Below are 25734 nucleotides of genomic sequence, written 5' to 3' on the forward strand. Positions count from 1 at the left end.
AAGCCCCGCCCCTACAACTCATGCGTTTCCTATGCCGCGGCGTCTTCCGGCTCCTCGTTGCCGGTGCCGTTTAGGACCTCAATGTTCTTTTCCACGATTTCGCGGGCCAGGTTGAGGTAGCTGATGCTGCCCTTGCTCTCGGCGTCGTGCAGGATGACGGGGATGCCGAAGCTGGGCGACTCGCTCAGCTTCACGTTGCGCGGGATGATGGTGTCGAACACCAGCTGCTGGAAGTGTAGCTTCACCTCCTCGACCACCTGGTTGCTCAGACGCAGACGCACGTCGTACATCGTGAGCAGGATGCCCTCGATTTCCAGCTCCTCGTTCAGGCGGCTCTGAATGATTTTGACGGTGTTGAGCAACTTGCCCAAGCCCTCCAGAGCGAAATACTCGCACTGCACCGGAATGATAACCGAGTGGGCGGCCGTGAGGGCGTTTACTGTAATCAAACCCAGCGAGGGCGAGCAGTCGATGATGATGAAGTCATAGAGGTCGGCCAGCGGGCGCAGGGCGTCCTTCATCTTCTCCTCCCGGTTGGGCAGGTTGATCATTTCCACCTCGGCGCCCACCAGATCGATGTGGGAGGGCATCAGGTCGAGGTGGGGCAGCACGTTGGTTTGCAGGATGATGTCTTGGGCATTGATGCCGTCGACCATGCACTCATAGATACTGTTCTCGATATCCTTCGGGTCGAAGCCCACGCCGGAAGTGGCGTTGGCCTGCGGGTCGGCATCGACGAGCAGGGTGCGGTACTCCAGCGCCGCCAGCGAGGCGGCCAGGTTGATTGACGAGGTGGTTTTGCCCACGCCGCCTTTCTGATTGGCTACGGCAATGATTTTGCCCATGAGGTCGGAATGAAGCTGTTAGCTGATGGCTGCTAGCTGTTAGCTTAGTTCAGGTGGCGGCCGGGCTGGCGCATCGCCCCGAAGTGGTGCGGAAGCAAATCCCGGCCGGGAAGATACCTTTGGCAAATATACACGGTTTCATGGTTCCCCTGCTTCCAATTCTGCCCCGCACCGCGGGATTTGTGCGTTTTCAACTGCTAGCGCCACGGCTGTTCGGGCGGGTGCAACGGCGCCTGCCGCTGCTACTGGCCCTGTTGGCGATAATGGGGCTGGCGGCCTGCACCGATTCGGCAGCACCCACGGATGCGCGCCGGGTGTTCCGCTACAACCAGCCCGAAAGCCTCACCTCACTCGACCCGGCCTTTGCCCGCAACCAGGCCAACACCTGGGCCACCACCCAGCTCTACAACGGCTTAGTGGAACTCGACGACAGCCTGCGCCCCGGCCCCAGCCTGGCCCGACGCTACCGCATTTCGCCCGAAGGCACCACCTATACCTTCTGGCTGCGGCCCGGGGCCCGCTTCCACGATGCCGACGTGTTTGCGGGCGGCAAAGGCCGCCGTGTAACGGCCCAGGATTTCGTGTACTCGTTTAAACGACTGCTCGACGGGGCCACGGCCAGCCCCGGCGGCTGGATTTTTCGGGGCAAGGTACTGGAGCAGGCCGGCGGCGAGCCGTCGGATACCTGCTTCGTGGCCGTGAACGACTCGACGCTGCGCATTCACCTGAAAGAGCCATTTATTCCGTTTCTGGGTATTCTCACGATGCCGTACGCCTACGTAGTGCCCCGGGAGGCCGTGCAGAAGTGGGGCAAGGACTTCCGGGCGCATCCGGTGGGCACCGGGCCGTTTATGTTCAAAGAGTGGGACGAGGGCAACGCCATCATCTACCACCGCAACCCCAACTACTGGAAGAAAGACGCGCAGGGCAAGCAGCTGCCCTACCTCGACGCGGTGCAGATTACGTTCATCCAGGACCGCAAAACCGAGTTCCTGACCTTCATGCAGGGCAAGCTCGATTTCTTGAGCGGCATCCGCAGTGGCTCGCGCGACCTGATTATGTACCCCGACGGTGAGGTGCGCGAAGATTTCCAGGGCAAGTTCCAGCTGCAGAAAGTGCCCTACCTGAACACCGAGTACATCGGCATGCAGCAGGACCTGACCAACCTGCGCGGCGACAACCTGACCACCGGCCGCGCCCTGCAGGATAAGCGCGTGCGGCAGGCGCTCAACTATGCCCTCAACAAGCCCGAGCTGCTGGCGTACTTCCTCAACAACGTGGGCCGGCCGGGTAATTCGGGCTTCGTGCCGGCCTCGCTGCCGTCGTTTAGCGCCGCCAAGGTGCCGGGCTACAGCTACCAGCTAGCCAAGGCACGGCAATTGTTGGCGGCGGCCGGCTACGGGCCGGGCAAGCCGCTGCGCCTGCGCCTCAACACAGTGGCCGAAACCAAGGAGCTATGCGAGTACTACCAGAAAAAGTGGGCCGAGGTGGGCGTACTGGTCGAAATTGACGTGAACCAGGGCGCCGCGCACGGTGAGCTGATTGACAACGGTCGCGCCGCCTTCTTCACCCGCAGCTGGCTCGGCGACTACCCCGATGCCGAGAACTACCTGGCCCTGTTCTACAGCCCTAATTTCGCACCCGCCGGCCCCAACAAAACCCACTTCAAAAGCGCCGCCTACGACCGCCTCTACCAGCAGGCCAAGCTCGAACAAAACGATGCCAAACGCTACGCCCTCTACCAGCAGATGGACCGCATCATCGTGGCCGAGTGCCCGGTTATTTCGGTGTACTACGACGAAGTAGTGCGCCTGACCCAGAACAATGTGCAGGGCCTCACGCCCAACCCCATGAACCAGCTGGTACTGGAAAAAGTAATTAAGAATTAGGAATTAGGAATTTCGCCCTGCCGTCCTGAGCTTGCGAGGGACTTTGCCACGTTAAAACAAGCCGTTGTTACGGCCGTTCTTGCGTGATAAGGTCCTTCGCTCCGCTCAGGATGACAGGGCGAAATTCTTAATTGCTAATTATTAATTCTTAATTATCCCGCTAGGGATTCGTGCTCCACATGCTGGCTTCCTTGATGAAGATGCGGCGGTTGAGGCGCAACTGGCTGATAACGATTTCGGCCAGGTCTTCGGGCTGCATAACCTTTTCGGGGTTGCCGTCGGTGAGGTTGTTGGTGGTGGCCAGCTCGGTGGCTACGGTGCTGGGTGTGAGGGCCGATACCCGGATGTTCTGCTTGCGCACTTCCTGCATGAGGGCTTCGGTGAGGCCCATCATCCCGAACTTGGAGGCGCTGTAGGCGCTGGAGCCCGCCGAGGCCCGCAGGCCCGAGGTAGAGGCCACGTTGATAATGTCGCCGGACTGGCGCTCCTGCATCTGGGGTAGCACAGCGCGCGTCACGTAGTAGGTGCCCAGTAAGTTCACCTGGATAATGTGCTCCCAGTCGGTGGGCTCCATATCCATGAACTTGCCAAACGTGCCGATACCGGCGTTGTTGATGAGGATGTCGATGCTTCCGAGTTGCTCCAGGGCCTGGGCCACGGCGGCATCTACGGCGGAGCGGTCGGCCACATCAGCGGTTACGACTACGGCGGCGGGGCCACCGGCAGCTTCAATTTCCTGGGCTACGGCTTGCAGGTCGGTGGCGGTGCGGGCCAGCAGGGCCACGCGCACCCCTTGCTGGGCCAGGGCCAGGGCAATAGCGCGGCCGATACCTTTGCCTGCGCCCGTTACGAGGGCCGTTTTGCCGGTTAAGTCTTCCATAATTTCTGCGGTTGGATTGGATGAAGTAACTATAACCCGGCTGCCAGGCAAAAGTTGAGTCTCTGGCTCGCGGCTGGCCCATAGTTGGGCTTGCAAAACGTGCTTACCTTGCCGCCGCAGGCTCTGTAGTGGCTCGCGCTGGCCCGCCCGCCTGCAATGCGCCATCATTTTCGGGCCGTGGCGGGCCTCCATCATTGTGAAATTTCCAACCCCATGTTGATTCGTGGTTCTATGAAGCACTTGCACATTGCCCTCACTGGCCTGCTGGCCGCCGCCCTGCTAACCGGCTGCAACCAACAGCAACCCGCCACCGACGAAAACGCAGCCTACACCGCGCCCAACCTGAAAAATGTAAAGGACATCGACCAGCTGTTTGCGCATTACTGGGAAGAAAACTCCCGGCTGTTTCCGCTCGATGCCACCACCCAGGGCGACAACCGTTTCAACAACCAGCTGCCCAACGACGGCACTCGCGCGTTTCGTGAGCAGCTACGCGCCTTCTACCAGAAGTACCTCGACGGCCTGCACCAGTTCAAGCGCGAAAAGCTGTCGGTGAACGACAAAACGAGTTACGATATTCTCGAATACGACCTGCAGAACAAGCTCGAAGGCCTGAAGCTGAATACTTGGATGATGCCCTTCCAGCAGTTCTGGGGCCTGCCCTTGAGCATGGGGCAGTACGGCTCGGGCGAGGGCGTGCAGCCGTTTAAAACCGTGCAGGATTACGACAATTGGCTGGGCCGCGTACACGGTTTCACGGCCTGGACCGATACGGCCATTGCCAACTTCCGGCAGGGCATGGCGGCCGGTGTGGTGCTGCCGCGGGCGCTGGTGCAGAAGATGATTCCGCAGATGCGGGCCATGGAAACCAAGGACCCGACCAAAAGCCTGTTCTACGGTCCCATCAATAAGCTGCCCGCCAACCTGCCCGACGCCGACAAGCAGCGCCTCACGGCGGCCTACCAAACGGCCATTCTCATGGAGCTGGTGCCGGCCTACAAAAAGCTCGGCGACTTCCTCGAAACCGAGTACCTGCCCAAAGCCCGCAAAAGCACCGGCATTTCGGCCATTCCGGGCGGCCCGGAAATGTACCGCTACCACGTAAAAACCTGGACGACCACCGATAAAACGCCGGAGCAAATCTACCAGACCGGCCTGCAGGAAGTGGCCCGCATTCGGGGCGAGATGGAGCAGGTGAAGACACAGGTCGGCTTTAAGGGCGACCTGAAGGCTTTTTTCGAGAGCCTGAAAACCAACCCCGAGCTGATGCCCTACAAAACGCCTGAGGAAGTGTTGGACGGGTTCCGGGCTATTCAGGCCAAAATGGAGCCCAACCTGAAGAAAATGTTCAGTCGGGTACCCAAAACGCCGTTTGAAATTCGCCAGACCGAGGAGTTCCGCGCCGCCTCTGCCTCCGCTGAGTACAACCAGGGCTCCCCCGACGGCTCGCGCCCCGGCGTGTTCTACCTGCCTATTCTCGACGCCACCAAGTTCAACGTCACTTCGGGCATGGAGTCGCTGTTTCTGCACGAAGCCATTCCGGGCCATCACTACCAGATTTCCTTGCAGCAGGAGAATACCGAGCTGCCCAAGTTCCGGCGCTTTGCCTGGTATGGTGCCATGGGCGAAGGCTGGGCGCTGTACACCGAAAGCCTGGGCAAGGAATTGGGCCTTTACACCGACCCCTACCAGTACATGGGGGCCCTCGGCGACGAAATGCACCGCGCCGTACGCCTGGTAGTTGATGTAGCCATGCACACCAAAAACATGACCCGCGAGCAGGCTATTGGGTACATGATGGCCAACGAAGCCATCAGTGAGGAGGGCGCTACGGCCGAGGTTGAGCGCTACATGGCCATTCCGGGGCAGGCATTGAGCTACAAAATAGGCGCCCTTAAGCTGCGGGAGCTACGCCAGAAATACGAGCAGCAGCTGGGCGGCAATACCAACCGCCTGCGCGAGCAATACGCCGGCCAGAATCGTCCCCACTTCAAAATCAGCGACTTCCACGACGAGCTGCTGCGCGATGGGGTGATGCCGCTGGCCGTGCTGGAGCGTAAAATGGACACCTGGGCCGCTAACGAGAAGTAAGCAGCCGCTGCTCAGAATGACAAGCTCCTTATTTCTTACTTTCCTACCCCCGCAAAACAACAGCGTCCTTGCCGCCGTTAGAAAAGGCTCCTTGCTTTTCCAACAATCTGCCTTTTATCATGACGAACTATCAATGGCAAACTATCGGGCTGGGTACGCTGGCCGGCTTCCGGAGCATGACGGCCCCGGCGCTACTTAGCAGCAACCTGCTTGGTTATCACCCGAGCACGCTGGCCGGCTCGCCGCTGCGCTACTTGCAGAAACCGTGGGTGGCCCAGGGCCTTAAGCTGCTGGCCGCCGTTGAAATGGTGGGCGACAAGCTGCCCCAGATGCCCGACCGGATTGCGCCCACTGCCCTGCTGGGACGGGCCGCTTCGGGGGCGCTGGTTGGGGCCGCCATTTTCCGCATCAACCACGACAAAGCCCTGAATGGGGCCGTGTTGGGCGTGCTGGCCGCTGTAGCTGGTAGTTACCTTAGCTTCTTTATGCGCAAGCAGGCCACCATCGAATCGGGCCTGCCGGGCGGGCTGGTAGGCGGCTTCGAGGATTTGCTAACGGTGGGCTCGGGCTTGGCCCTCACCAAGGGCACCGACGTAGGCAAGCCCCAGCCCCGCGCCTGGAACTTGTAAGTCGGGCGCCAAAACGCGACATGCCGACCAATAAGCACAATGCCCCGCCGGATAATCCGGCGGGGCATTGTGCTTGAAGAGGAAGGAGGAAGATAGTAGGGCAAAGGCCGGACTAATCCGGTAGGCAGATGCGGCCGGAGCCGGGGTTAGTTTTCGCGGGTGGTGGCCTTCACTTCGGAGTTGGATTCGGGCATGGAGGTGATGGGCGAAGTGCCCGGGTTAGCATCCATAGCCGCATCAACCGACGTTTTCTGGTCGGCGGCCGAGCCTTTGCCGATGGGCGTGTAGGCATCCTGGCTCTGGCTTACGCTGTCGAGGTCGGTATCGGCGGCAGTGGCTTCCGGGCCTTTGGTGAAATCCTGGCTGAATTGCGGCTCTTTGCCGGGGCCTTTATCATAGTCACAGGCGGTGGTGAGGCCCAGGGTGAGGGCGGCCATCAGGCATAGGGAATAGGTACGGTTCATAGGTAGAGAGGTCAGAGGAGGAAAGTTCGGAAGTAGCTTCATCGGGCAAACGTGCCGGACAGGGGTGGGGTTGCGTCGCGTTGTACCTTCGCCCTATGGCTATTCCAACGCTGATGAACTGGAGTGGGGGCAAAGATTCGGCCCTGGCGCTCTACCACGCCCTGCGCGACCACGCCCTGCATGTGACCGACCTGCTCACCAGCGTAAACGCCCACCATGGCCGCGTATCGATGCACGGCGTGCGGGTGGCGCTGCTCGAAGCCCAGGCCCAGCGCATTGGCCTGCCCCTAACGCAGCTACGGCTACCCGAAAGCCCCGACATGGCCGGGTACGAGCAGCTAATGCGCGCCACGCTGGCGCCGCTACGGGCCCGGGGCGTGGCGCGGTCGGTGTTTGGTGATATTCATCTGGAAGATTTGCGCCGCTACCGCGAACAGCAGTTGGCCGCTGTGGGCCTGGAAGCCGTTTTCCCGCTCTGGCAGCGGCCCAACGCCGAGCTGCTGGCCGAGTTTCTGGCGCTGGGTTTCCGGGCCATAGTGGTGTGCGTAAACGAGCAGCACCTCGACCGCAGCTTCTGCGGCCGCGAGCTGGACGCTGGTTTTTTGCGCGACCTGCCCTCCGGCATCGACGCGTGTGGCGAAAACGGCGAGTACCATAGCTTCGTGTATGATGCGCCCTATTTCAGTAGCCCGATTGCGGTGCAGCGCGGCGAGCTGGTGCGCCGCACGTATCCGGCTCCGGCCGGCAGTGGCACCACCGAAACCGCCTTTTGGTTCCAAGATTTGTTGTTGGTAGAATAAGCACGTCATTCAGAGCGTAGCGAAGAATCTCGCGTGAGTCATTCGACGTTAATCGTTCAACTACTGCAAACGAGATTCTTCGCTACGCTCTGAATGACGTTCAATCAGCGTAAAACCATGGCTCCTGTTATTCTCTTTGATGGTGTTTGCAACCTGTGCAACGGGTTTGTGCAGTTTATCATCCGGAACGATGCCGCCGGGCAGTTCCGGTTTGCCGCCCTGCAGTCGGCGGCGGGCCAGGAGCTGCTGCGGGCCCACCAGCTGCCCGCGCCCCCCGAGCCCGACTCGGTGGTGCTGCTGGCCGATGGGCAGGCGTATACACACTCGGCGGCGGCACTGGGCATTATGGCCCGGTTAGGCGGGCGCTGGGCGGCACTGGCCCGGGCCGGGCGCTGGTTTCCGCGCCCCCTGCGCGACGCCGTGTACCGCCTTATTGCCCGCCACCGCTACCGCTGGTTCGGCCGCCAGGAAAGCTGCTGGCTGCCCACCCCCGAGCTCCAAAGCCGCTTTCTGTAGGTAGAGAACAGGAAGAACGTCATGCTTCGGCTTCGTTGCACTCCGCTCAGCATGACGTTCGTATTTCCATTAACCACCAACCACCAACCACCAACTAAATGCAAGCTCTCGTTCTTTCCGGTATTGATCAGCCCCTGAAGTTGCAGGAGGCACCTACGCCCGTGCCCGCAGCCGGGCTGGTGCTGGTGCAACTGCACACCGCCGCTCTTAACCACCGCGACGTCTGGATTCAGAAGGGCCAGTACGCCGGCCTGAAGTTTCCCATTATCCTCGGCTCTGATGGGGCCGGCACGGTTGCGGCCCTTGGCGAGGGCGCACCCGCAGGCCTGCTGCACCAGGCCGTGCTCATTAACGCGGGCCAGGGCTGGGGCACCGACCCCCGCGCCCAGGGCCGCGACTTCCAGATTCTGGGGCTGCCCGCCGACGGTACCTTCGCCGAGTACGTGTGCGTGCCGGCTGCGGCCGTGCGGGCCAAGCCGGCTCACCTGAGCTTCGAGCAGGCCGCCGCGCTGCCGTTGGGCGGCCTCACGGCTTACCGGGCCGCCTTTACACGCGGGCAGGTGCAGGCCGGCGAGCGGGTGCTCATCAGCGGTGTGGGGGGCGGCGTGGCGCTGCTGGCGCTGCAAATGGTGCTGGCCGCCGGCGCCGAAGTCTGGGTGACGTCCGGCTCGGAAGAGAAGATTGCCCGGGCCGTGGCGCTGGGTGCCAAAGGCGGCATCAGCTATAAAACCGAAAAGTGGCCTGCCGCACTCAGCAAGCAGGCCGGCGGTGGCTTCGACCTCATCATCGATAGCGCGGCCGGTCCCGGGTTCAACGACCTGATTGACGCCGCCGCGCCCGGGGGGCGCATCGTGTTCTATGGCGCTACCCAGGGCGACGTGCCCGACATGGCCGCCCGCAAGGTGTTCTGGAAGCAACTTTCACTGTTGGGTACTACCATGGGCACCGAGCAGGACTTTGCCGATATGGTGGACTTCGTGGAGCAGCACAAGCTGGTGCCGGTAGTTGATGAAACCTTCGCGCTGGCCGAAGGCGAGCAGGCTCTGCGTCGCATGGATGAAGGCGTGCAGTTTGGCAAGATCGTGCTAAAAATAAAGGCTGAAAAGTAAGCGCTGAATGCATCTTTAAAGCAGAAAATTTCGTCTATGAAACGGAATTAAATAGCTGCTAATTTGGTTAGTTTTATATCCGCTAACTACGAAGTTTTCTGCCCTATGAAGATGCCCGCTGAATACCTCGCCTGTCCTGTTTTTGAGCTCACCTACCCAACCGGTGAAACCGCCGAATCGGTGCCGGTAGTGGCCTACACCGATGCCCTGCAGGCTGTGGAAGCTGCGCTGGCCGATGCCGAGCGGTATAAGTATCTGCTTATGCGGGCCCTTCGCCGTAGCGCCCCAATTGTAGCGCAGCAGTACCCCGAGTTGCCCGTGCTGCCTTTTCCTGAGCCCGGCACCGATACCCGCGTGCTGCCGCTGTACCCGCCCAACGAGCAGGCAGCTTAAGCAAGCTATCCACTTACAGCGCTATTATCGGCATCTCATCCTGCAAAAAGCCCCGCTCCCGGTATCGGAAAGCGGGGCTTTTTGCAGGCTGCGGAAACAAGGATTCTGCTACACCTCGGCGCCCTCTAGCTGGCGCAGCCGCTGGCCCAGCAGGCGGGCCATGGTTACGGCCTGGGCGCGCAGTTCGGGCACGGCCGTCGATTCGAAGTAGGCGGGGCGGCGGCTGGGGCCGAGCGTGAACAGGATGCCGGAGGCCTGACCGGAGGTGTCGAGCAACGCGCCGTCGGCATCAGTCAGCATCCCTAAACCCAGCGGGTCGGGCACCAGCTGGCCGGTTTCGCGTAGCTGCACCACCAACGGCTCCTGAATGCGGCGGTAATCGAGCAACGGGCCGGTACAGGTGATGACGTGCTGGGCCGTGAGCTGTTGGTCGGGTTGGCCAGTGCGGCTTATGGTTATCAGCAAGTCGTCGGCGGCGGGCACAATTTCGCGCGCCCGTCCTCGCAGCTGCTGTACCCGGCCCGAAGCCAGTAGATCTGTAATGATTTCGGCGTTGCCGGGAGGGCTACGGTGGCGCAGTACCGACCAGATACCGGCCAGATGGCGCAAAAAGCGCGCCTGTTCGGCCAGCGGCCAACTGGCCCAGATACGTGGCAAGTCGGGCCGGAGTGAGTCGAGGACGGGTTGCCAGGGGAGACCCTGGGCCTGGGCGGCGGCTACGTGCCGGCGCACCACCCGCAGCACGGCCCCCACGCTGCTCAGGCCGGCTAGCTCGGTGGCCCAGAAACTGGGGTAAGCCGGAGCACCGGGCACGGCAGCGGCGGGCCAGCGGCCGTGCTGCGAAACCACCGTCAGGCGGCCCTGATGGCCATCGGCCCGCAGGCCCAGCAGCACATCGACGGCCGTCAGGCCCGAGCCGAGCAGCAGTACGTTATCAGTGGGCTTAATGCCCAATAGTGTCCGGGAGGTCCAGGGGCTGCCATGGTAGGCGGGGTGGCTGAGGTAGTTGTGGGGCAGGGGAGTAGGTGGGGCGGGCGGGAAGTTGCCCAGCGCCAATACCACCAAGTCGGAGCGGATAAGCTCGCCATTGCGCAGCCGTACCACAGCCCCGCACCCATCGGGGTTGGGCTCCACGCTGAGCGCCGATGAGTTGTGCCATTGGCAGTTCATACCATTCATCGACGGCCACTCCAGCACCTGGCCCACCAGCTGCTGGAGGTAACGGCCATAACTCTGGCGGGTACAGAAGCTCGCCTGGCAGTCCTGCTCGGCCCCGGTAACGCGCAGCCAGTTCTGGAAATGGTCGGGCTCCTCCGGAAACGCGCTCAAGGCTTTGGCGGGCACGTTCAGCAGGTATTCCGACCGGCGCGCAGTATAGGCCAGCCCCGGCCCCGGCGCCGGGCGGGGCTCTACCAGATGCACATCGCACTGAAAAGGCTGCCCCGCCAGCCGGGCCAACTGCACGGCCAGCATCGAGCCCGAGAATCCGCCACCGATGATCGTAATGCTCCTGCGCTGCATAGGCTGATAGGTTGGGAGCTTTAAGATAGTGTTCTTGCCGGACTGTGAGCTAAAAAAAATATCTACTATCCTATACTTATTGCCCGTCGCTGAACGAAATCAGTTGAAAGACGTAGGGGCGGGGACAAGCCCCGCCCCTACGTCGTGCTATAGCTGCGTAACAGCTGTTAATAATAGGCGCCGGGCACCAGGTAGTTGCGTACGTAGTCGTTGATGCCGTCTTCGAGGCGCGTAAAGGGCCGCTCGTAGCCGATGCCGCGCAGCTTGCTCATGTCGGCCTGTGTGAAGTATTGGTAAGTGTCGCGGATGTCTTCGGGCGTGTCGCGGAAATGGATGTCGGCCGTGCGGTCGAGGGCGGCGAAGGTGCTCAGCGTCAGGTCGAGGAAGGTGCGGGCCTCGCCGGTGCCCAGGTTGTAGATGCCCGAGGCGCGGCGGGTCTGCATCAGAAACATGCACACATCCACCACATCTTTCACGTACACGAAGTCGCGCTGCTGCTCGCCGTCGGCGAAATCGGGGTTGTGCGAGCGAAACAGCGTCATCGAGCCCGTTTCCTGAATCTGGCGGAAGGCGTGCAGAATAACGGAAGCCATGCGGCCCTTGTGGTACTCATTGGGGCCATACACGTTGAAAAATTTCAGGCCGGCCCAGAAAAACGGCTTTTCGGGCTGCTGCACGGCCCAGTTATCAAAGTCGTTCTTCGACTCGCCGTAGGGGTTGAGCGGGCGCAGCAGCGGCAGCAGTACGTCGTCGTCGGAGTAGCCCAGCGTGCCCGAGCCGTAGGTGGCCGCCGACGAGGCGTACACCAGCGGCAGCTGGTAGCGGCAGCAGGCCTGCCACATCTGCTTCGAGTACTCCAGGTTGAGGATGTTGAGCAGGTCGCGGTTGGTTTCGGTGGTGTCGGTGCGGGCCCCGAGATGGAAAATGAACTCCACTTCGGCGTGGTGCTCATCGAGCCAGGGAAAAAACTGCTCGCGGTCTACGTACTCGGTCAGGTGTTTGCCCGAGAGGTTGAGCAGTTTCCGCTCGTTAGTGAAGTTATCGACCACCACAATTTCGTTGAAATTGGCGGCGTTGAGGCGGGCGACGAGGGCACTGGCAATAAAGCCGGCAGCTCCGGTGACGACGATCATAAGGCAGAGAGTTTAGATTCAAAAGTAACCAGCCGCCCGCGAACGGCCGGCAACCGGTGGGGTTGGGCGATATAATAGGCTGAGCACTCCTGATACGAACTGTGCCGCCAGCCAGTGCGCAGCATCCTCCCTGGCCACCTGATACGCAGATTGTGACCATAACAGTTCGGCCATGCTTTCGGCCGGTTACCTTTGCGCGCATGCCCCGTTTATCTGTTGCCCGCCTGCTCGGGCGCAGCCTGCCGCTCCTGCTGCTGCTGGCCGCCTGCCGCCCCGATACGCCCGAAACCACTGCCGCACCCGAAGCCGCCGCCGCGCCCCAGCAGCTGCGCGACGATTTGGGCCGGACCCTGACCGTACCGGCCCACCCGCGCCGCATTATGGCCCTGGCGGCTTCCATGACCGAAATGCTGTACGCCGTGGCCGATACGGCTACTATCGTGGCCCGCACCCAGGTCTGCGACTATCCGGCCGCGGCCCTTTCCAAGCCCATCATCAACAGCTACCCGCTCGACCTGGAGCGCCTGGTAGCCCTCAAGCCCGATGTGGTGTTCACCACCACTGGCATCACTTCCGAGGCCGACGCCCAACGCCTGCAGGAGCTGGGTATTCCGGTTTATTACCAGCAGTACGAAAAGGTGGAAGATATTTTCCGGGGCCTCACCGATTTGGGCCGCATCCTGGGCCGCGTGCCCCAGGCCCGGCAGCTGGTCGATTCGTTGCGGGCTGAGCTTCAGGTGCTGCAGGCGTTGCCCGAGCCTTCGTCGGCCCCAGCCGTGCTGGCCATTACCTGGACCGACCCGATTTACGTGTACGGCCAGAATACGCTCTTTACCGATAAAATCTGGCTGGCTGGCGGGCAGAATGCCGTGGTAGAAAAGTTTGCCCAGCCCTACCCAGCCCTCACCCGCGAGTACATTCTCAAGCTGAATCCCGACATGCTGCTCGGCGGCTCCTTCGGCAAGCTCGACAGCACCTTTTTCCGGCTCTACCCCGAGCTCAAGCGCATCAAAGCCTACCAGACCCGCCGCATTTACGACACCACCGACGACCTGATGTCGCGCCCCGGCCCCCGGATAGTAGAGGGCGTTCGGAACCTACGGCGGCTCATTTGGGCACCGCCCGCGCTATGAGCCGTCCCGCGCTGCCCTTTATTCTGGCCAGCCTGCTGCTGACAGCGGCCCTGCTGGCCGTGGGCCTGCGGGTGGGTAGCTATGAAACCGACTACGCCCTGATTGCCCGGGCGTTGCTGCACTACGACCCACGCGACCCGGCCCAGCTGGTGCTCATTGAGTTGCGGCTGCCGCGGCTGCTGCTGGCACTGCTCGCGGGGGCCGGGCTGGCCCTGAGTGGCTACGTAATGCAGGCCATGGTAAACAATCCGCTGGCCGACCCCTACTTGCTCGGTACGGCTTCGGGGGGAGCGTTGGGCGCCAGCCTCACGTTTCTGTTTCTGCCCGGCCTGACAATATTCGGCCTCTACGCGCCCCCGCTGGCGGCGTTGCTGGGGGCGCTGGGCGTTACGCTGGTGGTGGTGGTAATTGGCAGCCGGCGGGGGCGGGTAGTGCCCACGCTACTGCTGCTGGCGGGCGTGGCCATGGGCTCGTTGGTAACGTCGGTGGGCGGGCTGCTCACGTTTCTGGCCGCCACCGAAGAAAAGCTGCGCACCATCACGTTCTGGTCGTTGGGCGGGTTCGAGCGCGCCAGCTGGGCCACGCTGCCCTACCCGGCCGCTGCCGTGGGGCTGGGGCTGGGGGGGCTGGCGCTGCTGCGGCCCCGCCTGAACCTGCTGCTGCTGGGCGAGGAGCGGGCCACGGCGCTGGGCCTGCCGGTGGCCCAAACGCGCTGGCTGCTGCTGCTCATTGCCTCGGGCCTCACCGGGGCCGTAGTGGCGCTTTGCGGCCCCATTGGATTCGTGGGCCTGGTGATTCCGCACATCACGCGCTGGCTGCTGGGCACGGTGGGCAAGGGCAATATGCTGTTCTGTGCGTTGCTGGGGGGCAATTTTCTGGTACTCTGCGACCTGCTGGCCCGGCTGCTCTACCCGCCCGCCGGCCTGCCCGTGGGCCTGGTCACGGCCCTGTTCGGCGTACCGTTCTTCGTATATTTGCTGCGCAAACAAGGAGCCTAGGAAACTACGCTTCCAACAACTTAGTAATGATCTACATCAGCCGCCAGGAACACTTCAACGCCGCCCATAAGCTGCACAACCCCAAGTGGAGCGACGAGCGCAACAAGGAAGTATTCGGCCCCTGCGCCAACACCAACTGGCACGGCCACAACTACGACCTCATCGTGACGGTCAAGGGCCGCCCCGACCCGGAAACGGGCTTTGTCATCGACCTCAAGGAGCTCAGTACACTTATCCGTACCCACGTCATCGACCAGGTCGACCACAAAAACCTGAACCTCGACGTACCCTTTATGGCGGGCCAGCTGGCCAGCACCGAAAATCTGGTGGTGGCTTTCTGGAAAATTCTGGCCCCCGAAGTCGAGGCTATTTCTGCGGCCCGCCTGCACTCCCTCAAGCTCTACGAAACGCCCCGCAACTTTGTAGAGTATTTCGGCGAAGAGTAGCCCCCCGAAGCTGTCAGGCCGAACAGTGCGAAGCATCTCGCCCGTTCGTAATCAAGTTACTTTGGCAACGTCAGCACGCGAGATGCTTCGCGCTGCTCAGCATGACGGCCAAGTTTAATTTAAACACATGAAGTACTACCTGATAGCAGGCGAGCGGTCCGGGGATTTTCACGCGGCCAGCCTGATGCAGGAGCTGCGCCAACAGGACCCCGAGGCCGAGTTCCGTTTCTGGGGCGGCGACCTGATGCAGGCCGAGGGCGGCGAAATGGTGCGCCATTATCAGGAAATGGCCATTATGGGCTTCTGGGAGGCCGCCACCAGCGTACTCAAATTCCGCGGTTACCTGAAAGAGTGCCAGCGGGACTTGCTGGCTTGGCGGCCCGACGTGGTGATTCTGGTCGATTACGCCGGTTTCAATATGCGGGTGGCCAAGTTCGCCAAAGAGGCCGGCCTGAAGGTGTTCTACTACATCTCGCCCAAAATCTGGGCCTGGAACCAGGGCCGCGTGCACCAGGTGAAGAAGGTAGTCGACCGCATGTTCGTGATTCTGCCCTTCGAACAGGAATTCTACCAGCGCTTCGATTACAAAGTTGACTACATCGGCAACCCCATTGCCGACAGCGTGGGCGAGCACCAGAAATCGGACGATTTTTACCTGCGCAACCAGCTCGACCCCGCGCGGCCCATTATTGCGGTGCTGCCCGGCTCGCGCAAGCAGGAAATCGAGGAAATGCTCTACGAGATGCTGGCCATTCTGCCGCCGTTCCTGCACTACCAGTTCATCGTGGCCGGCGTCGACAACCTCGACCGTGGCTACTACGCCCACTTCGAGCGCAACAACGTGCGCATCCTCTTCGACCAGACTTACGACCTGTTGGCCCACGCCACGGCCGCGCTGGTAACCAGCGGCACGGCCACCCTCGAAACGGCCCTGTTCCGGGTGCCGCAGGTGGTGTGCTACCGTACCAGCGCCGTGTCGTACGCCATTGGCAAGGCCGTTATCAAGGTGCCGTTTATTTCGCTGGTGAACCTGATTGCGGGCCGCGAAGTCGTGAAGGAGCTTATCCAGGGCGATTTCAACTCCCGCAACCTCGTAGTCGAGTTGAAGAAAATCACCGAAGACGAAGCGTTTATTGCCCAACAGAAAGCCGGTTACACCGAAATCTGGGAGAAGCTGGGCCAGCAGAAATCGGCTGAAAAAGCGGCGGCCCTGATGGTGGGCTACCTGCGCGAGTCAGAAACGGCTTAAATGTCCGGCTGCCATACTGCAAAAGCCCCGGCTACCGCTATTGCAGCGGCGGCCGGGGCTTTTTGTTTCGGTGCAGAGCTACCGCTTTCTACGTCAGCATGCCGCCGTCTACCTGCAATACCTGGCCCGTGATGTAGGCCGAGTCGTCGCAGGCCAGGAAGGCGGTGGCTTTGGCCACGTCTTCGGGGGTGCCGCCGCGGCGCAGCGGGATGGCCTTGCGCCACTCGTCGACCTGCTTGGCGTCGAGGGCGTCGGTCATTTCGGTTTCGATGAAGCCGGGGGCCACCGCATTGCAGCGGATGTTGCGCGAGCCCAGCTCCAGGGCTACCGACTTGGTGAAGCCGATAATACCGGCCTTGGAAGCCGCGTAGTTGGCCTGCCCCGCGTTGCCCTTCACGCCCACCACCGACGACATATTAATGATGCTGCCCGCCTTGGCCCGCATCATGGGCTTGGTGGCGGCCTTGGTCAGGTTGAACACCGACTTCAGGTTCACGGCCATTACCTGGTCCCACTGCTGCTCACTCATGCGCATCAGCAGCCCGTCCTGCGTAATACCGGCGTTGTTCACCAGAATATCGAGCTTGCCGAACTCGGCTACCACGTCCTCCACCAGCTTTTCGGCCTCGGCGTACACCGAAGCATCGGAGCGGAAGCCTTTTACTTTGGTGCCGGCGGCTGAGAGTTCCTGTTCCAGCTGCTGTCCTTTCTCCACGCTGGAGAGGTAGGTGAAGGCCACCTGCGCGCCCTGCTGGGCAAAATACGCGGCAATGGCGCGGCCAATTCCTTTCGAAGCCCCCGTAATAAGGGCCACTTTTCCGTCGAGCAGTTTCGTCATATCTTTGGTTAGAGCTACAAGCGTCAGGCTGCAAGCTACAAGCTTTGCTGGTTTAGGTGCAAGTGAGAAGCTGCAAGGCGTCGGTTGTTGGCGCACGAGTTGTCAGTTTTAGGCTGGCAGAACATAAGCTTGTAGCTTGCAGCTTAAAGCTTGTAGCGAACAAAAAATGCTCATTTGTATTCTCGGGGCGGGACCGGGCGGGGCCACGGCGGCCCTGCACCTGGCCAACGCCGGCCACCACTGCCTGCTGCTCGACCGCGCCACCTTCCCGCGCGATAAAGTGTGCGGCGACGCGCTCAGTGGCAAAGTGCTCAGCGAGTTGCGCCGCATTGAGGAGGAGTTGCCCGCCCGCCTGGCTGCCGAGCCCGCCCAGCTCCCCAGCTGGGGCATCGACTTTTACGCCCCCAACGGCCGCCGGCTGGCCGTGCCTTTCAAACCCCACTATAACCCGGCCACCGACCGCGCCGCCGGCCACATCAGTAAGCGCATCGACTTCGATAATTTCCTCATTGAAGAAGTGCGCCGCCGGCCCGAAATCGACTTCCGCGAAAATACCGACGTGGCCGCCCACAAGCAATTGCCCGACGGCCGCTGGCGCCTGCTGGGGCCCGATAAGCAGGAAATTGCCACCGCCGATGTGCTGCTGGTGGCCAACGGGGCCCAGTCGAACTTTGCCCGCGTGATTGGGGGGCACGTGCTGGAACCGGCTCACCATTGTGCCGGCCTGCGGGCCTACTACCGCGGCGTAACCGGTCTGCACCCCGATAACTTCATCGAGCTGCACTTCATCAAGGAGTTTCTGCCCGGCTACCTCTGGGTTTTCCCGCTGCCCAACGGCCAGGCCAATGTGGGCGTGGGCATGCTCTCAGAGGCCGTAACAAAGAAGAAAGTGAAGCTACGCGAACGGCTCGACGAAATCCTGCGCACCTACCCGGCCCTGAAAAACCGGTTTGCCACCGCCGAGCGGCTGGGGCCGGTGCGCGGCTTCGGGCTGCCGCTGGGCTCCAAGCGCCGCCCACTCTCGGGCCAAAACTACCTGCTGCTCGGCGACGCTGGCTCGCTCATTGACCCGTTTTCGGGCGAGGGCATCAGTCACGCCATGGTAAGCGGCCGCCACGCCGCCGACTGGGCCGCCCGCGCCGTAGCGGCCCAGAACTTTACACCCGAATTCCTGGAAGGCTACGACGCGGCCGTATACAACCGCCTGTGGCAGGAGCTGCGCCTGAGCCGGGCTATGCAACGGCTGCTGGGCTACCCCTGGCTGTTCAACTTCATTGCCAACCGCGCCGCCAACAACCCCACGCTGGCCGAAACCATCAGTAACATGTTCCTCGACCTCGACCTGCGCGAACGGCTGCGCCAACCGAGCTTCTACTTTAAGCTGCTACTGGGCAAGTAGGGGAGGAGGTGATGAGGGAAAGAAGTGAGGGAAAAAAGGCGTGTCATTCTGAGCGGAGCGAAGAATCTCGCGTGCCACAGTAATTCCTGACGACAGGGTTACCATTGAACGCGAGATTCTTCGCTCTGCTCAGAATGACACGCCTTTTACCTCCTCACCTACCACCTCCTTCCCTCATCACCTATTTATCCTTGTTGCCCACGTAGCGGCGCAGGCTCTTTTCGGCGGCGGGATTAAGTTGGGCCGCCTTTTCGAGGTCGGCGCGGGCTTCTTTGAACTTGTTGATGGAGGCGTAGCTAATGCCGCGGTACTCGTAAGCATCGGCGTAGTTGGGGTCGAGGGCAATAGCCCGGGTAAAATCGGGAATGGCCGAACGGTAGTTGAACATCTGCATCTTGGCTGACCCCCGCCCAAAGAAAGCGTCCCGGTCTTTGGGGTTGTATTTGGTCGCCTTGCCGAAGTCCAGGATGGCGCCGCTGTATTGCTTCATCTCCAGCCGGTTGAGGCCCCGGTTGTAGTACACATCACTGTTGGTAGGCGCCAGCTGAATGGCGGCATTGTAATCCTTCATTGCTTCGCTGTAGTCCTTGAGTTGGCTCTTGGACTTGGCCCGTAGCAGCAGCGCATCCACGTCGCCGGGCACAGCCAGCAAACGGGCATCGGCTTTCTTTATATCCGCCCGAAAGTCGGGCGCCGTTTTGCGCGCAGCCGGGTCGATGTACTCGGAAGAACCAGCCGTTGGGGCGTTGCGGTCGATGGTGGGGGCGCTGCTGGCTGCGCCTGTTTCGGTGGAGGCACGGGCGGAAGGGCGTTCGACGTCGGTAGTACTGCGGGTACAGGCTCCGGCCAGCAGGAAGGTAGTGCCGGCTAGCAAAGAAAGAAAGGGTATCTTCATGAAAAAGGAACGTATATCTGGTGAAAACAGCCACCATGACCGGCAGGCCACGGTGGCGGCGCGCCTTTGTACGGCCGCCGCGGCCAAAGGGGCAAAGACGGGGCCGGAATTTTGCGCCGCCTGTTTTAGGCGCTCTAACAAAGGGCGCGCCCGACTGCCCCGGCCTGCCTATCTTTGCCCGGCCGGCCGCGGGCACTGCCCGGCGGCGGGCGCTTCTTTTACTCTTCAACCGAACATACTATGGCATTGCAATACGACCTGGTCGTTATCGGCACCGGCCCGGGCGGCTACGTAGCCGCCATCCGGGCCTCGCAGCTGGGCTTGAAAGTAGCCGTAATTGAGCGCGAGTCGCTGGGCGGCATCTGCCTCAACTGGGGCTGTATTCCTACCAAAGCCCTGCTCAAAAGCGCTCAGGTATTCGAGTACCTCAATCACGCCGCCGACTACGGCCTGCGCGCCGAAAACGTGGCCTACGACTTCGGTGCCGTAATTCAGCGCAGCCGCGGCGTGGCCGATGGCATGAGCAAGGGCATCAATTTCCTGCTCAAGAAAAACAAGATTGAGGTGCTGATGGGCACCGGCAAGCTGCTGGCGGCCGGCAAAATCGAGCTCACGAAGGCCGAGGGCGGCACGGAAACCGTAGAGGCCAAATCCATTATTCTGGCTACCGGTGCCCGTTCGCGCGAGCTGCCGGCCCTGCCCATCGACGACAAGAAGATTATTGGCTACCGTAAAGCCATGACGCTGGAGCAACTGCCCAAGCGCCTCGTAGTAGTGGGTTCGGGGGCCATTGGCGTCGAGTTTGCCTACTTCTACCGCACCATGGGTTCGGAGGTGACGGTGGTGGAATACCTGCCCCGCATCGTGCCCGTTGAGGACGAAGAAGTGTCGCGGCAGATGGAGAAGTCGTTCAAGAAAATTGGCGTGAACGTGCTGACTTCGGCCGAGGTAACGGCCGTAGATACCAGCGGCGCCGGCTGTACCGTAACCGTGAAAACGGCCAAGGGCGACCAGCAGATTGCCTGCGACGTGGTGCTGAGCGCCGCCGGCGTCGTCACGAACATCGAAAACCTGGGCCTTGAAGAGCTGGGCATTAAGGTGGAGAAAGGCCGCCTAGTGGTGGACGACTTCTACCAGACCAACGTGCCCGGCATCTACGCCATCGGCGACATCGTGCCCGGCCCCGCGCTGGCCCACGTAGCCTCGGCCGAGGGCATTATCTGCGTCGAGAAGATTGCCGGTCACCACCCCGAGCCGCTCAACTACCAGAACATCCCCGGCTGCACCTACGCCTCGCCCGAAATTGCCTCCGTGGGCCTCACCGAAGCCGAAGCGAAAAAGCAGGGCTATGATGTGCTGGTGGGTAAGTTTCCGTTCTCGGCCTCGGGCAAAGCCTCGGCTGCCGGCGTAAAGGACGGCTTCGTGAAAGTCATCTTCGACAAGAAGTACGGCGAGTGGCTGGGCGCCCACATGATTGGGGCCAACGTAACCGAAATGATTGCCGAAGTGGTGGTAGCCCGCAAGCTCGAAACCACGGGCCACGAAATCATTAAGGCCGTGCACCCGCACCCCACCATGAGCGAGGCCATTATGGAAGCCGCCGCCGCCGCTTACGGCGAAGTAATTCACCTGTAAGCCAGTTGCTTTATACCCAGCAATAAAGAAGCCCTTCCGCAAGTCGGAAGGGCTTCTTTTATATATTGGGGCTTCCATCCATCTAACTACTGCCCGCTATGAAATGGCTGCCTTCCTTCGTGCGCTTATTTATGCTGCTTGTCCTGGGCCTGCTGCTGACTTTTCTCGGTGCCATGGGCTCTATAAATCATATAGGAGAAGGCTCCGGTACCTTATACAGTTTTGCCCGAATTCTTGGTCTGGTTCTATCGGTAGTCGCCCCGCTGCTGATACTGCTGAAGCTTTTCTCCCGGCTCGACCGCAAAAACGCACAGTAAGTACCGGTTACTGCGCTTGGTACTTGCTCTTGATGAAGCCGGGCATGTCTTGGCCGTAATCCTCGGTTTTGGTGGCTTCGGTTTTCCAGAGGGCCTCTACCAGCAGTAGCAGCAGGGCCGTTTCCTTGTCGGGGTCGGTGTACTGGAGTTGCTCGAAGGCCTGCCGGAGCCGGGCCGGCAGCGGGCGCATAAACCGCTCGTGCTGCTGGCGGGCCATTTCCGAGTCGGCTAGGCGGTACTGCAGCTTCCAGAAGTACGGCTCGTCGCGCACCAGCTTAAAGGGCAACTCGATAACGCTGTGGATGAAGGTGAGCGGGTTTGGCTCGGTGAGGCCCCCGCGGTTGGCTTCAATAATGCGTTTGTAGCCGCTGCGGATAACGAACTCCAGCAGTAAATCTTTGGAACCGAAATGTTTGAAGATAAGCGCTTCCGATACGCCGGCCTCGCGCGCAATGAGCTGGGTGGAGCTGTTATTGAACCCTCGGTCCCCAAAAAGCCGCAGGGCCACGTCGGCAATGTGCTGTTTGCGGTTGGTCATGGCAGGCAGGCAGGCAAAGGGAGAGTGAACAGGCCGAAGCCCGGCCATAATTGAACCCGCAAGTACGGGTGCAAAAGCCTAAATAGGTGCAAACGCCGCAAAATAAGTAGCTTCCGAAAGCCCCAAAAAGAAGCCGGCCGATTCGGGGATTCCGAATCGGCCGGCTGCGTTTGTTCCGAAAGCCAACGGGCGGCAGCGCCGGGGCAGGGCCGCGCAACTTTCGGAGAAGGCCGGATGTGGGTGGGAGTACATCCGGGTAATCAGGGCGGGGAATTGGCCGGCGGCGCTTAGTGGGAGTCAGCAGCCGTTAGCGGGAGCAAACTTACGCAATGATTCCGAAAACCAGTAAGTGTTAGCTCACTTTTGCAAGGTGAGCAAACACTTACCAGGTTTGCACAGGTGATAAGGTGCTGAAATTCGATACGTTATCAGGAAGTATAAAATTTTGGCCCGGATGAATTACTCCGGTTTTCAGGTTGGTGTAGAACTTATGAGGTTGGTAGTAGCGCGAACTTTGTAGTTCGCGTCGTCCCCGAACGGCACGCGGGCGCGAACTACAAAGTTCGCGCTACATCTAAACGACCGGAAACCTCCGCTAGCTGCCCGCCTGTGCCTCACCGAGGCGGCTACCTGCCCGAAACCGCGCCACTTTGCCCCGGATTTCGGACAGTCCCAGGTTGTGTACGCTGCCCAAATGCGTAGTCTGGAATTCGCGGTGCGGCTCGTAGGAACCGTCTTCCACGGCACGGCCCACTTGTTTGTAGGCTTCGCGGAACGGCACCCCGGCCTGAATGAGCAGGTTGATGTTTTCAACCGAAAACACGGCGTCGTATTTAGCTTGGTTGAGCAGGTTCGGTTTGATGCGCAGTTCGGGCAGAGCGAACAGTACAATATCGAGGATATCGAGCAGCTGCGTCATGGGCTCGAAGAGAATTTCCTTGAGCAGCTGAAAGTCGCGGTGGTAGCCGCTGGGCAGGCCGGCCGTAGCCAGCAGCAGCGTATTGGGCAACGCCTGCAGCACCTGGCAGCGCCCCCGAATCAGCTCGAATACGTCGGGGTTCTTCTTGTGCGGCATAATGCTGGAGCCAGTGGTAAAGGCCGCTGGCAGCTCCACGAAGGCCAGATCCTGGGAGTTATAGAGCACGAGGTCGTAAGCCATTTTGGCCAGCGTGGCAGCCATGCCGGCCAGCGCAAAAGCAAGCGTGCGCTCGGTTTTGCCGCGTAGCAGCTGGGCCCCCACGCTGCTCACAGCCAGGTTGCCAAAACCCATTTCACGGGTCGTCATCTGGCGGTCGATGGGGAAAGAGGAGCCGAAGCCCGCGCCGGAGCCCAGCGGGTTCTGGTCAGCCACGGCATAAGCGGCCTCAAACAACGACAGATCGAGCAGTAGGTGCTCGGCGTAGGCCGAAAACCAGAGTCCGAACGAGCTGGGCATGGCCGCCTGGAAGTGGGTGTAGCCCGGCATCAGGTCGGTTTGGTGGGCTTCGGCTTTGGTCAGCAGCACCTCCACCAGCTCCAGCGTACGGCCGGCAGTGCGGTGGCAGTAGTCCCGAATGAATAGCTGCAGGGCCGTGAGCACCTGGTCGTTGCGTGAGCGGGCGGTGTGGATTTTTTTGCCCGCGTCGCCGAATTTCTCGGTCAGGTACGCCTCAATTTTGGAGTGCACGTCCTCGTACTCGGGTTCGATGACAAAGGTGCCGGCCTCCAGCTGCTGCATCAGCTCGCCCAGGCCCTGCTGGAGCTGCGCGTTTTCGGCCGCGGTAAGCAGGCCCGCAGCGGCCAGCATGTTGGCCTGCGCCCGCGAGGCCTGCACATCAAACGGCGCCAGATACAGGTCCAGCTCCCGGTCGCGGCCCACCGTGAACTGTTCGATCTTATTGTCGACGGCAATGCCTTTATCCCAGATTTTCATGCGGCGTTAGTTGGCTTTTAGCTGACAGCTACTAGCTGTCAGCTTTCGGTTTAAGAAAAGGAGGTGCTACGCCTTGGCTGACCGTCCAAGTTGGTTTCTCGCAGAAGTGCGTAGCGGTATTTGCGGAGGCAAAACAAGGTATGGCGGCTTGCGAAGGATAATTCGACGGTTGAAGCTGCCGGTTATTAGCCGGCAGCTGGCAACTCAAAACCATGCAGCAGCTCCACGTAGCCCCGCACGCCGGCGCTTATTTCGCTGAGCAGGATGTACTCGTCGGGGGTGTGGGAGCGGGCCGAGTCGCCGGGGCCAATTTTGACGGTGGTAAAGGGCATCATGCTCTGGTCGGAGAGCGTGACGGAGCCGAAGGTACGGCGGCCCAGTGCCACGCCGCGCCGCACCAGCGGGTGGCTGGGGGCGATGCGCGAGGAGTTCAAGTGGGTGGAGCGCGGCACAACGTTGGAACCTAGCAGCCCGCGCACGATTTCTACTACCTCGGCATTGGTGTACAACTCGTTGGTGCGCACGTCGGCCACAAAAGTGCAACGGTCGGGCACTACGTTGTGCTGAGTGCCGGCCTGAATCTGGGTAACCGTCAGCTTCACCGGCCCGAGCAGCTCCGAAACCCGTTCAAACTGGACGTTGCGCAGCCGCTGAATATCGTCGAGGGCCTGATAGAGGGCATTTTCGCCTTCTTCGCGGGCGGCGTGGCCGGTGCGGCCGTGGGCAGTGCAATCGAGTACCACGAGGCCTTTTTCGGCTACGGCGAGGTTCATTTGGGTGGGCTCGCCCACAATGCCGAGCGCAATTTCGGGCAGCAGCGGCAACAGCCGTCGGATGCCGTCGGGGCCTGATATTTCTTCCTCGGCCGTGATGGCGCAGATGAGGTTGAAGGCGGGCGGGTGCTGTTCGAAATACAGAAAAGTGGCCAGCAAACTCACGGCGGCGGCGCCGGCGTCGTTGCTGCCCACGCCCGTCAGCTTGTCGCCGTCCACTAAGCCCCCAAACGGGTCGGCGGTCCAGCTGGGGCCGGGCTGCACAGTGTCGTGGTGGGAGTTGAGCAGCACCGTGGGCCGAGCCGGGTCGTAGTGCCGGCTCACGGCCCACACGTTGTGGGCGTTGCGCTCGGGCCGGGCCCCGTGGAAGGTCAGGAAGCGCACGAGGTGGGCGGCCGTCTGGTCTTCCTGCCGCGAGAAGGAGGGCGTCTGAATCAGCTGAATCAGCAGCTGAATGGCGTCGTCGGTGAGCTGGGTCAGCAGCGGCTCGTCTAGCTCCGGCATAGCACGGTTTTCATGGGTTCGTTGATTCGGAGCGCGTTTTCAATCACCACGCGCTCTACGCCGGCTTCCAGCGCGGCAAAAGCATTGTCGAGCTTGGGTATCATGCCGGCGGCTACCGTGCCGGCGGCTTTCAGTTGGGCGTAGTCGGCAGCCGTAAGGCGCTCAATTACCGAAGTATCGTCGTTTACATCAGCCAGCACGCCATTTTTCTCAAAGCAAAAGTGCAACTCCACCGCACGGCGTGGGGCCAGCGCCACGGCCACGGCGCTGGCAATGGTGTCGGCGTTGGTGTTAAGCAGTTGGCCGTGGCCGTCGTGGGTGATGGCGCAAAGTACGGGCAGCAGACCGGCGCGCAGCAGCAGTTCCAGCAGGCCGGTATTCACGGCGTCGGTCGGCAGGTCGCCCACGAAGCCATAGTCAACGGTGCCCACCGGCCGGCGCACGGCCCGGATGGCGTTGCCATCGGCCCCCGAAAGGCCCAGCGCATTGGCACCTGCAGCCTGTAGCCCGGCCACCAGCTGCTTGTTGGTTTTGCCGGCGTAGAACATCGTCACGATGTCGAGCGTGGCGGCGTCGGTGATGCGGCGACCCTGCACCAGCTGCGGTTCGTGGCCCAGTTGGTGCAGGAGTTGGCTGGCTCCACGGCCGCCGCCGTGCACCAGCAGCCGGGGGCCCGGTACCTGGGCCAGCGCGCCTACAAAGCGGCTCAGCTGGGCGGGCTCATCGAGAATGGCCCCGCCGATTTTATAGATTTTCAGGGTTTCAGCCATAGCACTAATACGCGAGGAGGGGCGAAGAGGAGCGGCGGCGGGGATACCCTGCACGAT

25 protein-coding genes are annotated in these 25734 nt (G+C 61.4%); 14 read left to right on the top strand and 11 right to left on the bottom strand.

The genetic code is table 11. The features are described from left to right. Positions 1–29: 29 nt before the first annotated feature. Positions 30–845 (bottom strand): ParA family protein, encoded by an 816-nt coding sequence (locus J7E24_RS03015; protein ID WP_215134991.1) that lies wholly within the window; start codon positions 843–845, stop codon positions 30–32. A gap of 140 nt (positions 846–985) precedes the next feature. Between J7E24_RS03015 and J7E24_RS03020 the strand changes: the two genes are divergently transcribed. Continuing rightward, a complete protein-coding gene (locus J7E24_RS03020) occupies positions 986–2734 on the top strand; it encodes an ABC transporter substrate-binding protein (RefSeq protein WP_215134993.1) in 1749 nt (582 codons plus the stop codon). A gap of 160 nt (positions 2735–2894) precedes the next feature. Here J7E24_RS03020 and J7E24_RS03025 read toward each other — a convergent pair whose 3' ends face one another. Continuing rightward, positions 2895–3614: a 3-ketoacyl-ACP reductase gene (locus J7E24_RS03025; protein ID WP_215134995.1), complete on the bottom strand. Its 720-nt coding sequence runs from the start codon at positions 3612–3614 to the stop codon at positions 2895–2897. Between the two features lie 231 nt (positions 3615–3845). Here J7E24_RS03025 and J7E24_RS03030 point away from each other — a divergent pair, with 231 nt between their 5' ends. Further along, on the top strand, positions 3846–5705 hold the full coding sequence (locus J7E24_RS03030; RefSeq protein WP_215134997.1) for a DUF885 domain-containing protein: 1860 nt from the start codon (positions 3846–3848) through the stop codon (positions 5703–5705). A gap of 119 nt (positions 5706–5824) precedes the next feature. Beyond that, positions 5825–6334: a DUF4126 family protein gene (locus J7E24_RS03035; RefSeq protein WP_215134999.1), complete on the top strand. Its 510-nt coding sequence runs from the start codon at positions 5825–5827 to the stop codon at positions 6332–6334. A 146-nt stretch (positions 6335–6480) separates the two neighbouring features. On the opposite strand, the gene J7E24_RS03040 is transcribed toward J7E24_RS03035, so the two are convergent. Then, complete coding sequence (locus tag J7E24_RS03040) at positions 6481–6798, bottom strand: hypothetical protein (RefSeq protein WP_215135001.1); 318 nt, start codon at positions 6796–6798, stop codon at positions 6481–6483. 95 nt (positions 6799–6893) lie between these two features. Between J7E24_RS03040 and J7E24_RS03045 the strand changes: the two genes are divergently transcribed. The 4 genes from J7E24_RS03045 (at position 6894) to J7E24_RS03060 (ending at position 9616) form a co-directional block, all read left to right on the top strand. Next, entirely contained in the window at positions 6894–7598 is a 705-nt protein-coding gene (locus tag J7E24_RS03045) for a diphthine--ammonia ligase (RefSeq protein ID WP_251046992.1), read from the top strand. 117 nt (positions 7599–7715) lie between these two features. Next, positions 7716–8114, top strand: a complete 399-nt coding sequence (locus J7E24_RS03050) for a thiol-disulfide oxidoreductase DCC family protein (protein ID WP_215135003.1) — start codon at positions 7716–7718, stop codon at positions 8112–8114. Positions 8115–8212: 98 nt separating this feature from the next. Continuing rightward, entirely contained in the window at positions 8213–9223 is a 1011-nt protein-coding gene (locus J7E24_RS03055) for a zinc-binding dehydrogenase (RefSeq protein ID WP_215135005.1), read from the top strand. 105 nt (positions 9224–9328) lie between these two features. Next, the gene (locus J7E24_RS03060) at positions 9329–9616 is read left to right on the top strand and encodes a hypothetical protein (protein ID WP_215135007.1); all 288 of its coding nucleotides are present in this window, start codon (positions 9329–9331) and stop codon (positions 9614–9616) included. Between the two features lie 108 nt (positions 9617–9724). On the opposite strand, the gene J7E24_RS03065 is transcribed toward J7E24_RS03060, so the two are convergent. Beyond that, complete coding sequence (locus J7E24_RS03065) at positions 9725–11137, bottom strand: FAD/NAD(P)-binding protein (protein WP_215135009.1); 1413 nt, start codon at positions 11135–11137, stop codon at positions 9725–9727. A gap of 167 nt (positions 11138–11304) precedes the next feature. Next, entirely contained in the window at positions 11305–12270 is a 966-nt protein-coding gene (gene rfaD, locus J7E24_RS03070; RefSeq protein WP_215135011.1) for an ADP-glyceromanno-heptose 6-epimerase, read from the bottom strand. A gap of 200 nt (positions 12271–12470) precedes the next feature. On the opposite strand from rfaD, the gene J7E24_RS03075 reads away from it, so the two are divergent. The 4 genes from J7E24_RS03075 (at position 12471) to lpxB (ending at position 16096) form a co-directional block, all read left to right on the top strand. Beyond that, a complete protein-coding gene (locus J7E24_RS03075; RefSeq protein WP_215135013.1) occupies positions 12471–13403 on the top strand; it encodes an ABC transporter substrate-binding protein in 933 nt (310 codons plus the stop codon). Next, positions 13400–14401 carry a FecCD family ABC transporter permease gene (locus J7E24_RS03080; RefSeq protein ID WP_215135015.1) on the top strand — a complete coding sequence of 334 codons (1002 nt, stop codon included), beginning with the start codon at positions 13400–13402 and terminating at the stop codon, positions 14399–14401. The genes J7E24_RS03075 and J7E24_RS03080 overlap by 4 nt, the downstream gene beginning before the upstream one ends. Before the next feature lie 26 nt (positions 14402–14427). Next, positions 14428–14847, top strand: coding sequence for a 6-pyruvoyl trahydropterin synthase family protein (locus J7E24_RS03085; RefSeq protein WP_215135017.1), 420 nt, complete (start codon positions 14428–14430; stop codon positions 14845–14847). Positions 14848–14974: 127 nt separating this feature from the next. Beyond that, positions 14975–16096: a lipid-A-disaccharide synthase gene (gene lpxB / locus J7E24_RS03090; protein WP_215135019.1), complete on the top strand. Its 1122-nt coding sequence runs from the start codon at positions 14975–14977 to the stop codon at positions 16094–16096. Positions 16097–16184: 88 nt separating this feature from the next. Here the strand turns inward: lpxB and fabG are convergent, their stop codons facing one another. Then, positions 16185–16934 carry a 3-oxoacyl-[acyl-carrier-protein] reductase gene (gene fabG, locus J7E24_RS03095; RefSeq protein ID WP_215135021.1) on the bottom strand — a complete coding sequence of 250 codons (750 nt, stop codon included), beginning with the start codon at positions 16932–16934 and terminating at the stop codon, positions 16185–16187. A 166-nt stretch (positions 16935–17100) separates the two neighbouring features. On the opposite strand from fabG, the gene J7E24_RS03100 reads away from it, so the two are divergent. Continuing rightward, positions 17101–18333, top strand: a complete 1233-nt coding sequence (locus J7E24_RS03100) for a geranylgeranyl reductase family protein (protein ID WP_215135023.1) — start codon at positions 17101–17103, stop codon at positions 18331–18333. 181 nt (positions 18334–18514) lie between these two features. Here J7E24_RS03100 and J7E24_RS03105 read toward each other — a convergent pair whose 3' ends face one another. Further along, positions 18515–19228, bottom strand: a complete 714-nt coding sequence (locus J7E24_RS03105) for a tetratricopeptide repeat protein (protein ID WP_215135024.1) — start codon at positions 19226–19228, stop codon at positions 18515–18517. 240 nt (positions 19229–19468) lie between these two features. Between J7E24_RS03105 and lpdA the strand changes: the two genes are divergently transcribed. After that, positions 19469–20863: a dihydrolipoyl dehydrogenase gene (lpdA, locus tag J7E24_RS03110; protein ID WP_215135026.1), complete on the top strand. Its 1395-nt coding sequence runs from the start codon at positions 19469–19471 to the stop codon at positions 20861–20863. A gap of 98 nt (positions 20864–20961) precedes the next feature. Further along, on the top strand, positions 20962–21180 hold the full coding sequence (locus tag J7E24_RS03115) for a hypothetical protein (protein ID WP_215135027.1): 219 nt from the start codon (positions 20962–20964) through the stop codon (positions 21178–21180). A 7-nt stretch (positions 21181–21187) separates the two neighbouring features. Here J7E24_RS03115 and J7E24_RS03120 read toward each other — a convergent pair whose 3' ends face one another. The 4 genes from J7E24_RS03120 to argB all read right to left on the bottom strand — a co-directional run bounded on the left by J7E24_RS03120 (position 21188) and on the right by argB (position 25677). Further along, complete coding sequence (locus J7E24_RS03120) at positions 21188–21718, bottom strand: TetR/AcrR family transcriptional regulator (RefSeq protein ID WP_215135029.1); 531 nt, start codon at positions 21716–21718, stop codon at positions 21188–21190. Between the two features lie 595 nt (positions 21719–22313). Further along, positions 22314–23630, bottom strand: coding sequence for an argininosuccinate lyase (gene argH / locus J7E24_RS03125; protein WP_215135031.1), 1317 nt, complete (start codon positions 23628–23630; stop codon positions 22314–22316). Between the two features lie 185 nt (positions 23631–23815). Next, positions 23816–24907: a M20 family metallo-hydrolase gene (locus tag J7E24_RS03130; protein ID WP_215135032.1), complete on the bottom strand. Its 1092-nt coding sequence runs from the start codon at positions 24905–24907 to the stop codon at positions 23816–23818. After that, a complete protein-coding gene (gene argB, locus J7E24_RS03135; RefSeq protein ID WP_215135034.1) occupies positions 24895–25677 on the bottom strand; it encodes an acetylglutamate kinase in 783 nt (260 codons plus the stop codon). The genes J7E24_RS03130 and argB overlap by 13 nt, the downstream gene beginning before the upstream one ends. Between the last annotated feature and the right edge of the window lie 57 nt (positions 25678–25734).

Source organism: Hymenobacter sp. ISL-91 (assembly GCF_018613725.1).
Taxonomy (GTDB): domain Bacteria; phylum Bacteroidota; class Bacteroidia; order Cytophagales; family Hymenobacteraceae; genus Hymenobacter.